Raw genomic sequence first — 14,656 nt, forward strand, 5'->3', positions numbered from 1 at the left:
CCCTCTTCCTACCACTCCGCTTTCGCCGCTGCTACCTTCGATACCCACTCAGGACAGCGAAGACTCCTATTTTGGCGCAGCCGTGGCTATCTCTGGAACCCGAGTGGTGGTGGGTGCGCTACAGGATGACGCAGGAGTCTCCAACTCAGGCAGCGTATATGTCTATGACGTAGGAGGCGCCACGCCTACAGTGCCAGTGGTCACACTGAACAATCCATTGCCTGCCTCGAACGATCTTTTCGGCACGTCAGTAGCAGTGGATGGCAACCTCTTGCTGGCGGGTGTGCCATTTGATGATACCGGTGCGACCAATGCTGGCAGTGTTTATGTGTATGACTTGGGCAGCGTCACCCCCGCAGTGCCGCTGATGATGCTGAACAACCCCATGATGTTAGCTTCAGATTTGTTTGGAGGCGCTGTGGCAATCTCCGGCACCCGAGTTCTTGTGGGTGCATCCCGGGACGACACCGGAGCCACTAACGCAGGCGCTGCGTATGTCTATGATCTGGCTGGAAGCACCCCCAGCGTGCCATTGGTCACACTCCACAATCCCACGCCAGGTGCTTCAGACTTCTTCGGCATGGCCGTCGCCATCTCTGGTTCGATCATGGTGGCAGGCGCAGGCCCGGATGATACAGGACTGCCAGACGCAGGCAGTGCCTATGTGTATGACTTGTTTGATGCCAGCCCAGCGTTGCCTAAGTTCTCTTTGAATCACCCTGGACCAGAAGTCGCGAACGAATTTGGCTCTTCGGTGGCAGTCTCAGGCACGAGAATGGTAGTGGGTTCTCAACGAAAAGACCGTGGGGCGTTGGATGCTGGTGTAGCTTATGTGTATGATCTGAGCACTGGAGCGCCTGTGTTAATCACCACGCTTAACAATCCTAATCCTGAGATTGGAGACATGTTTGGTGCTGCTGTGGCTATCTACGGCAATCGTGTGGTCGTGGGTGCATCTGCCGACAACGAAGGTGCGCCAAATGCTGGAGCCGTGTTTGTGTATGACTTGGTAGGGACTCCCAGCAGTCCTTCCATGGTAATTCACAACCCGGATTTGAGCAGCATGTCCGGGTTTGGTTCGGCCTTGGCTATTTCTGGCACACGGGTGGTGGTGGGAGCCGAGTATCACAGCGGCTACTCAGGAAAAGCTTATGTGTTTGACCTCAATTCTGCCACCCCCTCGGTTCCACTCCGCACGTTGAATAACCCAGACGCTCATGAATCTGATCGTTTTGGTTGTAGCGTGGCGATTGATGGACCGGTGGTGGTAGTTGGAGCATTTAACGATAACGTGGGAACAATTAGCGGTGCCGCCTATGTGTATAATTTGGAAAGCAGTGGTACAGACGCCCCGCTGCTTTTGTTTAACCCAGAGATGACTACTTTCGGGATGTTTGGGGTAGCGGTCGCAGTTTCAGGAGAAACTGTTGTTGTTGGTGCGTCCCGAGCGTGGACCTCCACTGAAGCTTTTGTTGGGAAGGCGTTCGTATTTGATCTCAGCAGCGCCATTCCCTCAGAAGCCGTCTTGGTATTGAATAGTCCGACACCAACTGCCAATGACGCTTTTGCGTCTTCACTCGCTTTATCCGGTTCGCTCCTGGCCATCAGATGCGGCGACTTGCCTGTAAATGGCAAGGGAGCAGTGCATGTCTATGACCTCGCTGGAACCAGTCCACAAGCGCCAGTGGCTACTTTGCGCAATACTGATGGAATATCAGTAGACTATTTGGGTGGTAGGCTTGCCATGGATGGAGCGATGGTGGTGGTGGGCAATGCGTTTGATGACTCCTTGTCGCGACATGCGGGAATGTGTCACGTCTTTGGCCCGCATCCCTTGGATCAGGACAGCGACGGCCTCCTCGACGTCTGGGAGCAACTCTACTGGCCCGGAGCCACCGCTAATCACGGTCCGCTCGACGACGAGGACCACGACGGCCTCGTGAACCTGCTGGAACTGGCCTTCGGCCGAAACCCGACGCTGCCTAATGCCGGAGCCCTCACGCCGCTCACTCAGGAGGACGGCTACCTGACGATGACGATCACCAAGCAGCCCGGCGTGGCCTACGAAGTGCAGAGCGCGGGTGCGCTGACGATAGGACAGCCGGATTCCTTCAGTTCCAGTTCCACCACGGTGCTCATCAACGACGCCACCACGCTCAAGGTGCGCGACAACACCCTCTTCGGCACACCGCCCGCCCGCTTCATGCGCGTGCAGGTGACGGGAGCGCCGTGAGCCGCGCTCGAAATCAAGAACTGGCATTCCACAGTCACAAACCGCGTCCGGTTTTGGCTCGCCATGCGGTTTGTTTCCGCTAAAACACCCGCACGCATCCCAACCGCATGAAACGCTACGCCCTCGGCATCGACTACGGCACGAACTCCTGCCGCTCCCTTCTCATCGACCTCGACAACGGCGCGGAGGCCGGATCGACCGTCTTCAACTACCCGAGCGGCGAGATGGGCATCCTGCTCGATCCGAAGGACCCGCATGTGGCGCGACATAATCCGCAGGACTACCTCGACGGCCTCGAAAGCGTAGTGAAAGGCGCTTTGGAGCAGGCGAAGGCTAAGATCGCAGGCTTTGATGCCGCGCAGGTCGTCGGCGTCGGCATCGACACCACGGGCAGCACGCCCATTCCCGTGAATCAAGACGGCACGCCGCTCGGTCTGCTGCCGGAGTTCAAAAACAATCTCAACGCCATGGTCTGGCTGTGGAAGGATCACACCGGCCATGCCGAGGCGGCGGAGATCACGAAATTGGGCAACGAAATCCGTCCGCAGATCATGGCGAAGTGCGGCGGCATTTACTCCAGCGAGTGGTTTTGGAGCAAAATCCTGCGTTTGCGTCGTGTGGACGAAAAAGTCTTCCAGGCCGCTTTCAGCTTCGTGGAGCACTGCGACTGGATTCCGGCCGTTTTGACCGGAAATACGAATCCGCTGACCTTGAAGCGCAGCGTCTGCGCAGCGGGCCACAAGGCCATGTTCAGCAGCGAGTGGGGCGGTTTGCCAGACAAAGAGTTTTTGGCCAAGCTCGACCCAAAACTCGCCGATCTGCGTGATCGCCTCTATTCAGAAGCCCACACCACCGACACGAAGGCGGGTGGCTTGTGCGTCGAGTGGGCCAAGCGTCTCGGATTGAAGGAAGGCACCGCGGTGTGTGTCGGCGCGTTCGATGCGCACACCGGCGCGGTCGGCGCGGGCATCAAAGAAGGCACGCTGGTGAAAATTCTCGGCACCAGCACCTGCGATCTCATGATTTCACCCACGAGCAAACCGCTCGCGGACATTCCCGGTGTGTGCGGCATCGTGAATGGCAGCGTGTTGCCAGGCTACTATGGCATCGAGGCCGGCCAGAGCGCCGTGGGCGATCTCTTCCTGTGGCTGGTGAACCACCTAGTGCCCGACAGCTACGGCAAGACCACCGGCGAGAAGTTTGTGAACATGGAAAAGGCCATGGAAGGCCAGAAACCCGGTGCCACGGGCCTGCTCGCGCTCGATTGGAACAACGGCAACCGCACCATCCTCGTCGATGTGCGTCTCACCGGCCTGCTGCTCGGCCAGACGCTCCACACCGAGGCCCACGAGATCTACCGCGCCTACATCGAAGCGACGGCGTTCGGTGCTTTGACCATCATCAAACGCGTCGAGGAATACGGTGTGAAGATCGAGGAGGTCATCAACACCGGCGGTCTCTCCATCAAGAATGCCACGCTCATGCAGATCTACGCCGACATCATCGGCAAGCCGATGAAAGTCAGCCAAAGCGAGCAAACCTGCGCCCTCGGTGCCGCCATCTTCGGGGCCGCCGCCGCCGGAGCCGGCACCTGGCAGGAACTCCAATCCAAGGTCACCGCCATCCGCGAGAAGGTGTATCACCCGATCCCCGAGAACGTGGCCGTTTATCGTGAGCTGTATGCGCTCTATCGCGATGTGCATGATGCTTTCGGCATGGCCGACTGGAGCGGGAAGCTCGGGCATGTGATGAAGAGGCTGCTCGATATTCGGGCGCGGCAGAGCTGATCAAGAGACCTCCCCAGCTTATGAAACTGGCGTGGACGATTCTGAAGCGACTGTTGGTCTGGATATTTCCAGTGCTCATGCTGGAGAATTGCATGAACCGAGATCCACATCTCAAGATTGACGAACGATTCAGTCTTGTTGCGATTTGCGGTAGTTGTCCCATGGCATTGATCTATCGAGACGACTCCCTCCGATGGCCTCCAGAGAGGACTCCGGAAATGACAGATGAGGATTTCAGCAAGGCTATGGACAAGACTCTGAAAGCACTGCGCTGGCAGTTAAGGGAAATCACTGACTATAAGCTGACAGAGAAAGCCATTATCGGTCGCTCTCCTGATGGCCACTTCATCGCTGATCGCATCACGGGAGTGTTGCGACTGTTTCGGTCAAATAAGGAGAGGGACCAAGCCTTAGAAGCAGAATATCACCTTCGTCCCGATTCAGATTTCCATCCACCTTCAACATGGATGTGGGCACGCAGCCGGTACTGTTGGCCATGGTTTCATCTCTACTCCCTTGCATGCTTCATCCTCATTCCTTGGCTTACAACTCGGCCTGGGCGTCTTGTGGGGAACACCCCATACATCCTCCCAAAGTGATGCGGGCACTCCTGTCCGCAAAGAAAGCGCTCGATTGCGGGCAGGAGTGCCCGTATCACTTCTGAGCGCAAGCTGAGGGCCTCTCTGGCCGTTTGGCATGTCTCCATGATCACGCGCACGCTTTCCCTGCTCTTTGCCCTCGGCTCTCCGCTCTTCGCTGAAAACTGGCCGCAGTGGCGTGGGCCTCGGCTGGATGGCACGTCGCAGGATGTGGGGTTTCCGGTTTCGGCGGAGGGGAACGTGACATGGAAAGCGGAGCTGCCGGGCAGTGGTCACGCGTCGCCGATTGTGTGGCAGGATCGCATCTTCACGGTCGCGTGTGTCGCGGAGACAGAGGAGCGCGTGCTGATTTGCCTGGATCGGGGTTCGGGAAAGCTGCTTTGGCAGTCCAAGGTGCTGAAAGCGCCGATTGAAAGTATTCATCGCCTCAACAGCCAGGCGTCCAGCACGCCTGCGACGGATGGCGAGCGCATTTTCACGGCGTTTCTCGACAACAGCGAGACGGAAGCCACGCGCAAAGCGAATGAAGGCCGTGTGATTCCGAAAGGCGAAGTGCCCAAAGGCACGGTCGTCATCTCGGCGCATGATTTCAGTGGCAAGCCGCTCTGGCAGGTGCGTCCCGGACTGTTCTCCAGCAAGCACGGCTTCTGCTCCAGCCCGATTGTGTTTGAGGACAGGGTGATCGTGAACTGCGACCACGACGGCGATGGCTACATCGTGGCCCTTTCCAAAACCGACGGCAAAGAGCTGTGGCGCATCGACCGGCCGAACCACACACGCAGCTACTGCGTGCCACTCATTCGCGACATCGGCGGACGCACGCAGATGGTGCTCTCCGGCACGATGTGCGTCACCAGTTACGATCCGCGCACCGGTAAGCTGCTGTGGATCATCGACGGTCCCACGGAGCAGTTCGTGGCCTCGCTCGTTTACAGCGATCAAACCGGCCTGCTCTACATGACGGGCGGTTTCCCCGAGCACCATCTGCTTGCCATCAAGCCTGATGGCAGCGGCAATGTGACCGACACCCACATCGCCTGGCGGACGAACAAGGGGGTGGCGTATGTGCCATCGCCAATCGTGGAAGGCGGCCACCTTCTGATCGTCTCCGACTCGGGCATCGGCCACTGCTTTGATGCCAAGACGGGCGACATCCTGTGGGAGGAACGCCTGCGGGAGCACCACGCCTCCCTCGCCAGCGCCGAGGGGCATGTCTATTTCATCAATGACAACGGCACGATGCGCACGGTGAAGCCCGGCAAGGCCTACGAGGCCCTCGCTGAGAGTGAGTTGGGCGAGAAGATCTTCGCATCGCCCGCCTTGAGCGAGGGGCAGATCTTCATTCGTGGCGACAAGAGTCTGATCTGCCTCGGCAAACGCAGCGCGAAGACGGCCGGACGCTGATCGTCAGTCGAAAACGATCAAGCTGCGAGCCACTTCGCCGCGCTGCAGCGCATCATAGGCTTCATTGATCTCGGCGAGCGGGTAGCGTTTGGTGATGAGTTCATCGAGCATCAAACGGCCGGACTGGTGCATGCCGATCAGCAGCAGCAGGTCTTTGCGGGGCTGGGTGCTGCCGTAAAGGCTGCCGCGCAGCGTTTTCTCGGCATAGACGAGCTGGTTCACGTTGATCGACGCACGATCGGCCGCGCTGGTGATGCCGACCATGACGCAGGTGCCGCCTTTCTTCGTCGCGTCGAAGGCTTGCTCGGCCGTTTTGCCGGAGCCATACGCCTCGATGGCGTAATCGACGCCCTTGCCATCGGTGAGGGCTTTGATGGCCTGCACTGGATCGCCGGCGTTGGCATCGACGTAATCCGTCGCGCCGAACTGCCGCGCGTCAGCCTCTTTGCGGGCGAATTTGTCCACGGCGATGATCTGCCTCGCTCCAGCCATGCGGGCGGCCTGGACGGCGTTCAAGCCGATGCCGCCACATCCGATCACCGCCACGGTGCTGTCCTGGCGCACCCGGGCCGCACGTTCGACTGCGCCGACTCCAGTGATGACGCCGCAGCCGATGAGAGCGGCTTTCTCGAAGGAGAAGTCCCTGGGGATCTTCACCACGGACGCCTCTGGCATCGTCGAGAGCGAGGAGAAGGCCGAAACGCCTGCGTAATGGCGGATGCTCTCGCCAGCTGAGTTCCGAAAGCGGGTGGTGCCGTCCGGCATCAGGCCGGTGAAGCGCATCGCCGTGCCCATGTCGCAGAGCGCGGGCCGTCCGCCCTCACAATACTCGCATTTTCCACAGGAGCCGCGCCAGACGAGGATGACGTGATCCCCGACTGCGACCGAGGTCACGCCTTCGCCGACCGCCTCGACCACCCCGCTGCCCTCATGGCCGAGAATGATCGGCACCGGCATCGAAAGATCGCCCTTCATCACATGGAGGTCGCTGTGGCAGACGCCTGCCGCCTTCATGCGGACGGTGACTTCGCCCTTCTGCGGTGGCAGAACGCGAACGTCCTCGATTTTCAGGGGCTTTTTCGCTTCATACAAAACGGCGGCAGGGGCGAGGGTGGTCATCGCGGGAGACTGGCGAACGGACGCGACGAATCAACCACGAGCCTGATGCACTCCCCGGTTGCAGGTGGGGCCGGTCTCGCTGAAATGACGCCAGCATGTTTTCCAACCGAACCCTTCACTCCATCCTGGCCGTTCTGTCGCTGGGCGGGGCGCTCCTGGCACAGACGCCGGCGGTGCCTCCAGCGGATGCGGCTGCGGTGAACCCGCCTGCCGAGGCAAAGCCGGACCTGGCGACCCTTCAGGCTGCCGCACGTGATGCGGAGGCGAAGCTGCCTTCGCCGGAGGTCAAACCGCAGAGTTATTTCGATCTCTCGCCTCTTCAGCGGGATCGCTGGCAGACCTACCTGCCGCAGACGCTGCTGAAGCTCACACGCAGGGAGCCGTTGCAGATCGTGGTGCTGGGGGATGCGATCCTTGGCAGTGCTGATGCGGGGGCTGCCACAGACCCGCTGCTGACGAGCTTTGTGGGTGTCTTTGCCAAATCGTTGGCGACCCAGTTTTACTACACCGGTGGCGTTCGGGTGCTGCGCCCAGGCATGAGGCCTCGCAGCAAGGAAGCGATGGTGATGGGGCCGGAGATCCTCATCCAGCCCGTGCGGACGTCCAGCATCGTCTCGGCCGCCTCCGCCCTGGCGACCGTCGGATTCCAAGGACGGCCTGATGTGGTTTTGGTGGCCCACGGATTGGAGGATGGCCTCGCGGGCACCTCGGCGGCGGACATCGCGGCCGCTTTGCGCAGCCTGCGCGACACGGTGCGTGGTCACCGTCTTGAAATGATCGTGGCGGGCCCCGTTGCGCCAGCGACAGAGCCTGCGGAGGAGAGCCTGGCCTCCACACGCACAGCCAGCAGCGTCATGCGCGATTTCTGCGAGGCAGAAAAGGTGTTGTTCTCCGACCTCGGCGATCTGTCGCGCCTGGTCATCCCGCCCGCTGGCACCCAAGCGGCGCATCTGCTGTTTCCAGCGCTCGTGTTGCAGTATCAAAGCCGCTTCAAGATGGCTCCCGGGGGCACCACGGCCATGCCGTCCGAGGAGATGCACGACGCCATGGGCCGCATCCTGTATCAAGACGTGATGCAGGGCAGTCCGGAGCTCGCCTGGGCGATCAGCGACGCACGTGTGGAGTTCGAAGGGCAGGGCCGGCTGAAGCTGAGCTTTCAGGTCGCCAACAGGACGAACGATGTCTTGGCGCTGACAGTCCTGCCTCTGGTGCCCGCCGGTCTCAAACTGAAGGATGCCCGACCCGACATCAAACTGGCCGCTGGTGCCAAAGAAGCGGTGACCGTGAGCTACTCGATTACCGACACGCGCTTTCTGCCGCTGAGCGATGGCAAGGCACGGCTGCCGGTGCTTGTCATCGCGGGCAGGGAATCACGCATTCATGACCTCACGGCGACGCTGCGTCCGTTCAGCGCCGCGTGGAATGTGCGGACTGCCTTCAATCAGGACAAGGACTTCCTGCCCGATCTCGAAATCGAAAACACCGCCGGGCAGAGCCTGGCTGCCACTTGGGAACTGAACTGGGCCGGGCAAAAGCAGACAGGCAAGGCGGCGCTGGATGCCAACGGCGCGGAAACGCTGACCGCGAAGCTGGCACTGCCAGCGGAAGGAACGGCAACATTCCGGCAGCGACTGCCGCTGCAGATGTCGCTGGAGGCCAACGGCGTGAAGCAGATCTTCGATCGTTATGTCGAACTGACCCGGAACTTCGGCCTCAAGGAGACAGTGCGGCTGACCACGACGGACGACAAGGCCAGCACGGTCACTCTGCGTGCCGATGCTGACAGCATGAAGCTCTTTTTGACCCTGGAGCTGACGGGGGTGGACCTCGTCGATGATGCTTCAGGCCAGGCCTATGAGTTGCTGCTGAACCTGGATGCCCGTAGCTATGGCAAACGCCTCACGCCAGGAGCCACGGCAGCCATACGCATCACCGGCAAGGCCGGCGATGGTGCGGCGAAGGTCGATGACATCGCGCCATGGGCCTTTGGCAGCGGCTACGCGGCGGTGTTTGATCCTGCGGAGATCGGCGCGGCCCTCAGCAGTTCCGCGGCAGGCGTGCGGCGGCTCACGATCACCCTGCCACGTTCCTACCTTTACATGCACGAGTGGGCTCTCGGGAATGGGAACAGCGAACTCGGCATCAACCTGCGCTTCAATGGCGGCGGCGGTGAGCACTTTCTGACGCGCAGCACCCGCCGTGGCGATGACGCGGAAGGACTGAGCGTGCTGGAACTGACGGACAAACCCACCGGCCGCTGGACGGTGCGTGTGGAGTAGGAGAAGAACAAGAAAACGCGCATGGCTGAAGAACGAGCGAGCAAAAAACTGTGGGATCGCGCGGCGTGGAAGGACGCCGGCTTTTTCCTGACCTATCTGCGCCCCCACTTCAATGTGTTCATCCCCGCGCTCATCGCGCTGGCGATCACTGGCGGGATGACCATTGTTTTCATCAAGGAACTGGCCGCTGTGGCAGGCAAAGGCCTCGGTGGGGCCACTGGGCCTGAATGGATGGCCGAACTCGATCGCAGTGTCTGGTTCCTGGTGGTCATCGTCGCCGCGCAGGCCTTCATCGCGTTCTGGCGCATCGTCTTGTTTGCCAAGGCTTCGGAACGTGCCCTGGCCTCGCTGCGTCGCGACACATTCAGCCGCATCATCCGCCTGCCGATGGCCACGCTGAACCGCCGTCGTGTCGGTGAACTCGCCTCGCGCCTCGCAAACGACGTCGAATCGATGCGTGAGACGCTGGTGGTGACCATTCCGATGTTGATCCGGCACACGGTGATGCTTTCGCTGTGCGTGATCCTCATCCTGAACATGTCGGTGAAACTGTCGCTGTTCATGATCGGCACCATTCCGGTCGTGATCGTGATGATCGCAGTCTTCGGTGCCCGCATCCGCAAGCTGACCAAACGTGCCCAGGACAATCTGGCCGCGTCTCAGGTCGTCGTCGATGAAAGCCTGCAAAGCATCGTGAGCGTGAAGGCCTTCCGCAACGAAGTGCACGAAATGGCCCGCTATGACAAGAATCTGGGCGAATACCTGCACACGGTGCTCCGCGCGGCCGTCCCGCGCGCCTCCTTCATCGCCTTCATCATCTTCGCTTTCAGCGTGGCGCTGATCTGTGTGACGTGGTTCGCCATGCGCATGCTGAACTTCGGGGAGATCGGCAAGGAGGAACTCACCCAGTTTGCCGGCCTCAGCGGCATGATCGCGGCCTCCTTCATGCAGTTTCCAGAACTCGTGACCCAGCTTCAACGCTCCCTCGGTGCCACCGAGCGTGTCCGTGAGATCCTGAAGGACGACACGGAACCCGAAGACGGCGAAAAAAACACCACAGAGCGGTTCCACGGCGAAATCGAGATGCGCGATGTCAGCTTTGCCTATCCGACGCGTCCGGATGCCGTGGTGCTGCGCGATTTCAACCTGAGCGCCAAGGCCGGGCAACGGATCGCCCTCGTGGGACCGAGCGGCTCAGGCAAATCCACCAGCATCTCGCTGCTTTTCCGCTTCTACGATCCAACAAGCGGTGAAATCCGCATCGATGGCCGCCCCATACGCGACCTGACGCTCACCACGCTGCGGCGCAATCTCGCGCTCGTGCCGCAGGAGGTGCTGCTCTTCGGTGGCAGCATTCAGGAAAACATCGCCTACGGCAAACCGGACGCCACAGATGAGGAGATCATCAGCGCCGCCAGGAAAGCCAATGCGCACGACTTCATCACCGGCCTGCCCGATGGCTATCAGACCATCGTCGGCGACCGTGGCGCGCAGCTTTCCGGCGGTCAGCGGCAACGCATCGCCATCGCGCGCGCCATTCTCGCCGATCCTGCGATTCTGGTGCTCGACGAAGCCACGAGCAGCCTCGATGCCGAAAGCGAACGCCTCGTTCAGGATGCGCTCGACAAGCTGATGGAAAACCGCACCAGCATCATCATCGCCCATCGCCTGAGCACGGTCCGTCGCTGCGACCAGATCCTCGTCATGTCCGGCGGGGCCATCCTCGAACGCGGTACCCACGACGAACTCGTCGCAAAACCCGGCGGTTTGTACGGTTCGCTGGCAAAGCTGCAGTTGGAGTAGGGCCCAGGCCATTCCAAGCCTGCTTCAACTCCTGAACACCATCGCGGGCTCCAGGCGGCTGACGCGCCAGATGCCCATCAGCGCCGCCAGCATGCAGATGCCCAGGACGACTGTCAGCACGGCGAGGGGCACGAATTCCGGCATGTAAAAGGGCGGCTGCTCGTTTTTCAGCGCACCGAAGGCAAACCCCGCTGTTCCGAGCATGCCAATGCCGTAGCCGACAATGCCGACGGTGAAGGCCTGCACGATCAGCATCACGCAAAGCGTGCCGTTTGAGGCTCCCATCGCCTTCAGGGCGCCCAGATGGCGCATGTTCTCCAGCACGAAGGAGTAAAAGGTCTGGCAGCTCACCGCCATGCCCACCAGCAGGCCGATGATGACGGTCGTGCCGAAGGAGATCGGGATGCCGGTGTTCTTCACATACCACCAGACGGTGGAGACATTGAAGTTCGTCGTCGGCTTTTCCGGTGATTGGTCCATGAACTCGCCGAAACTGGCCTCGCGATTGATGAACGCCTTCAAGCCGGTCTCACGCCGGATATCGGCGACGGCTTGCTCCAGGCTCACGCCTTCACGCGGTGCGCAGATCACGGCCTGCAGCATCTTGCGCTGGGCGGGCACGTATTGCAGCGCCCGCTCATACGTCGTCCAGACATAAGGGCCGCCCGTGAAAGACGTCTGCGCATCGGCGATGCCCACCACCCGGGCCTCCTGGTCGTTGATCTCGAAAACATCGTCGATCTGCACCTTGTCCCCGCGCTTTCTGGCGAGCCGCTGCACGCCCAGGTCGTCGATGATCACGGAATGCGGCAGCCGCAGCCTCATCAAATCGCCCTCCAGCATGCGTGCGGGTGCCCCGGCCAGCGTGTTCGCATCAATGCCGATGAGCTGGATGATCTTGAAATTGCCGTTTTCCAGCCGCACGCGCTGGATGCCGGAGTAGATCGGTGCCGCCCATGCCACGCTGCTGACGCTGCGCACACGGGCCACGTCCGTGTCGAGCAGCGGGTTCGTCTCGTTCACTTGCTCCACTTTTTCCTCCACCACCCAGATCGGCGCTGGCACATTTCGCAGCGTCGATTTGGTCCAGCTCATCAGACCGCAAAATACCGCTGTTTGTTGCGCCATCAGAAAGGTCGCCACAGTCAGCCCGGCGACGAGCATCAAATACTTCGCCGTGTCACCAAACAGCATCTTGAGTGCGAGTCGGAGCATCGGCGGGGTTACGTTGGGCCAGCGTCGGTCGGCGCAGCCGATTTAGCGTTTCCCGCCAAACAACCCGCCCAAACTGCTGCTGATCAGGCTGGTCAGCACGCTCTGGATTTGGGCTCCGCTGGGATGATTGTCGTCGATCTGGCCTTTCGGGGTGAGCTTGTCGATCACCTGAGGGAGAAACTGGGCAAGCAGCGGCAGCACCGTCTGCGCCTGCATGCCCAGTTTGCCTGCCAGGCGCTGGATTTCGTCCATGCCGACGGCGTTCTTCAATTCGTCGGCGCTGATGGATTGATTCTCGCCACTGCTGACCCAGGAGGAGAAATGCGCGCCAAACCCGGCGCTCTGAAATTTGCCCATCAGGCCCTCCAGGCCGCCCGTGTCACTGAGAAGGCCGGACAGCATTGAGGCTGGATCTTGCTTGGAGCCGCCGAGCAGGCCACCCAGCGCGTTTTTGGCGAGTGAATCGAAGAGTCCCATGGAAGGGCGCGAGTGTGGGGAAGCGAGGGGAGAAGTCAAGGTGGCTTCGAGATCGGATCTTGTGCGCGGATGCAACCGGGGCTTCGACCGCATTCCGGCACAGCCTTGACCGCGCATTGTGATCCGCTACTCTTCGCGCCCCCAAACCCTAAAAACATACCTACCATGAGCCAGACCCACGAATTCCAGGCCGAAGTCAAACAAGTCCTCGATATCGTCATCCACTCGCTCTACACCGACCGCGAGATCTTCCTCCGCGAGCTCGTCTCGAACGCGGCGGATGCGATGGAAAAAATGCGCCTCACGCAGTTGACGGAAAAGGATGTCTTTGATGCCCAGGCCGAGCTGCAAATCAGCATCACCACCGACGAAACCGCGAAAACCATCACCATCGCCGATGCGGGCATCGGCATGACCCGCGCCGAGCTCGTCGAAAACCTCGGCACCATCGCTCACAGCGGCTCGAAGGCCTTTGCTGCCGCTTTGAAGAACGCCGGCAAGCAGGGCGATGCCACGCTGATCGGCCAGTTCGGCGTCGGCTTCTACTCCGCCTTCATGGTGGCGGACAAAGTGCAGGTGTACACCCATTCGTGGAAAAACGACGGTGAGCACCTCGTGTGGACCAGCGATGGCCTCAGCAGCTACACCATTGATGAAGCGCCGGATCAAAACCGCGGCTGCAAGATCGTGCTGCATCTCAAGGAAGACGCCGCCGACTTCTGCAAAGCGAGCACCGTGCGCCAGATCATCGAGAAGCACTCGAACTTCGTCAGTTTCCCGCTTCTGCTCAATGGCGAACGCATCAACACCGTCGAGGCGTTGTGGCTGAAGTCGAAGGACAGCATCACCGACGAGCAATACAACGAGTTCTACAAGTTCACCGCGCACGCCTTCGACGATCCGAGCTACCGCATGCACTTCCAGGCGGACAGCCCCATCGTCATCAATGCGCTGCTCTTCACGCCGTCGCAAAACATGGAGTCCTTTGGCATGGGCCAGATGGAGCCCGGCGTGTCGCTCTACTGCAAAAAGGTCCTCATCGACCCGAAACCGAAGAAGCTGCTGCCGGAATGGATGCGCTTCGTTCGCGGCGTGATCGATAGCGAGGACCTGCCGCTGAATATTTCCCGCGAAAGCATGCAGGACAGCGCCCTCGTTCGCAAAATCGGCGATGTGGTGGTGAAGCGCCTCCTCAAGCAGCTCGACAAAGAGGCCTCCGACGACGCGAAGAAGTGGGATGGCTTCTACAAGGACTTCAGCCGCTTCTTCAAAGAAGGCGTCGCCACCGATCACTCGCATCGTGAGGCCATCGCGAAGCTGCTGCGCTTTGAATCCAGCATGACCCAGCCCGGCGAGACCATCGGCCTCGCGGATTATGTGAAGCGCATGGCCTCCGAACAGAAGGCCATCTACTACCAAGTGGCCCCGAGCCGCGATGCCATCGAAAGCGGCCCGTATCTCGAAGCCTTCAAAGCGAAGGGCATCGAGGTGCTCTACATGTTCGAGACCATCGACGAATACGTCGTTTCGAGCCTCAGCAAGTTCGACGACAAGGACCTCAAAGCCGTCAACGCCGACGACATCGACCTCGGCGACAGCGACGCCGAAGGCGAAGCCCTTCCCGAGGCCGAAACAACCTCGCTGTGCGACTGGATCAAGGAACGCCTCACCGCCTCCGTCGATACCGTCCGCCCCGGCAAGCGCCTCGTCGGCTCACCCGCCCTCGTGTTGACCCCCGAA

8 protein-coding genes and 1 pseudogene are annotated in these 14,656 nt (G+C 60.6%); 6 read left to right on the forward strand and 3 right to left on the reverse strand.

What is annotated here, in order from left to right; translation table 11 throughout:
- The 3 genes and pseudogenes from IAE77_RS20175 to IAE77_RS20185 form a co-directional block, all read left to right on the forward strand.
- Positions 1-2,233: pseudogene (locus IAE77_RS20175) on the forward strand (hypothetical protein); the annotation flags it as partial.
- A 107-nt stretch (positions 2,234-2,340) separates the two neighbouring features.
- Positions 2,341-4,020: a ribulokinase gene (locus IAE77_RS20180; RefSeq protein WP_294230638.1), complete on the forward strand. Its 1,680-nt coding sequence runs from the start codon at positions 2,341-2,343 to the stop codon at positions 4,018-4,020.
- 704 nt (positions 4,021-4,724) lie between these two features.
- Positions 4,725-6,023, forward strand: coding sequence for a PQQ-binding-like beta-propeller repeat protein (locus IAE77_RS20185; protein ID WP_294230641.1), 1,299 nt, complete (start codon positions 4,725-4,727; stop codon positions 6,021-6,023).
- 3 nt (positions 6,024-6,026) lie between these two features.
- Here the strand turns inward: IAE77_RS20185 and IAE77_RS20190 are convergent, their stop codons facing one another.
- The gene (locus tag IAE77_RS20190; protein WP_294230644.1) at positions 6,027-7,142 is read right to left on the reverse strand and encodes a Zn-dependent alcohol dehydrogenase; all 1,116 of its coding nucleotides are present in this window, start codon (positions 7,140-7,142) and stop codon (positions 6,027-6,029) included.
- 95 nt (positions 7,143-7,237) lie between these two features.
- On the opposite strand from IAE77_RS20190, the gene IAE77_RS20195 reads away from it, so the two are divergent.
- On the forward strand, positions 7,238-9,421 hold the full coding sequence (locus IAE77_RS20195; RefSeq protein WP_294230647.1) for a hypothetical protein: 2,184 nt from the start codon (positions 7,238-7,240) through the stop codon (positions 9,419-9,421).
- Positions 9,422-9,442: 21 nt separating this feature from the next.
- Positions 9,443-11,224: an ABC transporter transmembrane domain-containing protein gene (locus IAE77_RS20200; RefSeq protein ID WP_294230650.1), complete on the forward strand. Its 1,782-nt coding sequence runs from the start codon at positions 9,443-9,445 to the stop codon at positions 11,222-11,224.
- A 24-nt stretch (positions 11,225-11,248) separates the two neighbouring features.
- On the opposite strand, the gene IAE77_RS20205 is transcribed toward IAE77_RS20200, so the two are convergent.
- Positions 11,249-12,439 (reverse strand): ABC transporter permease, encoded by a 1,191-nt coding sequence (locus tag IAE77_RS20205; protein ID WP_294230653.1) that lies wholly within the window; start codon positions 12,437-12,439, stop codon positions 11,249-11,251.
- Positions 12,440-12,481: 42 nt separating this feature from the next.
- On the reverse strand, positions 12,482-12,916 hold the full coding sequence (locus IAE77_RS20210; RefSeq protein ID WP_294230657.1) for a YidB family protein: 435 nt from the start codon (positions 12,914-12,916) through the stop codon (positions 12,482-12,484).
- Between the two features lie 165 nt (positions 12,917-13,081).
- Between IAE77_RS20210 and htpG the strand changes: the two genes are divergently transcribed.
- On the forward strand, positions 13,082-14,656 hold a 1,575-nt coding region (gene htpG, locus IAE77_RS20215; RefSeq protein ID WP_294230660.1), incomplete at its 3' end, for a molecular chaperone HtpG.

This window comes from Prosthecobacter sp. (genome assembly GCF_014879935.1).
Classification (GTDB): Bacteria; Verrucomicrobiota; Verrucomicrobiia; order Verrucomicrobiales; family Verrucomicrobiaceae; genus Prosthecobacter.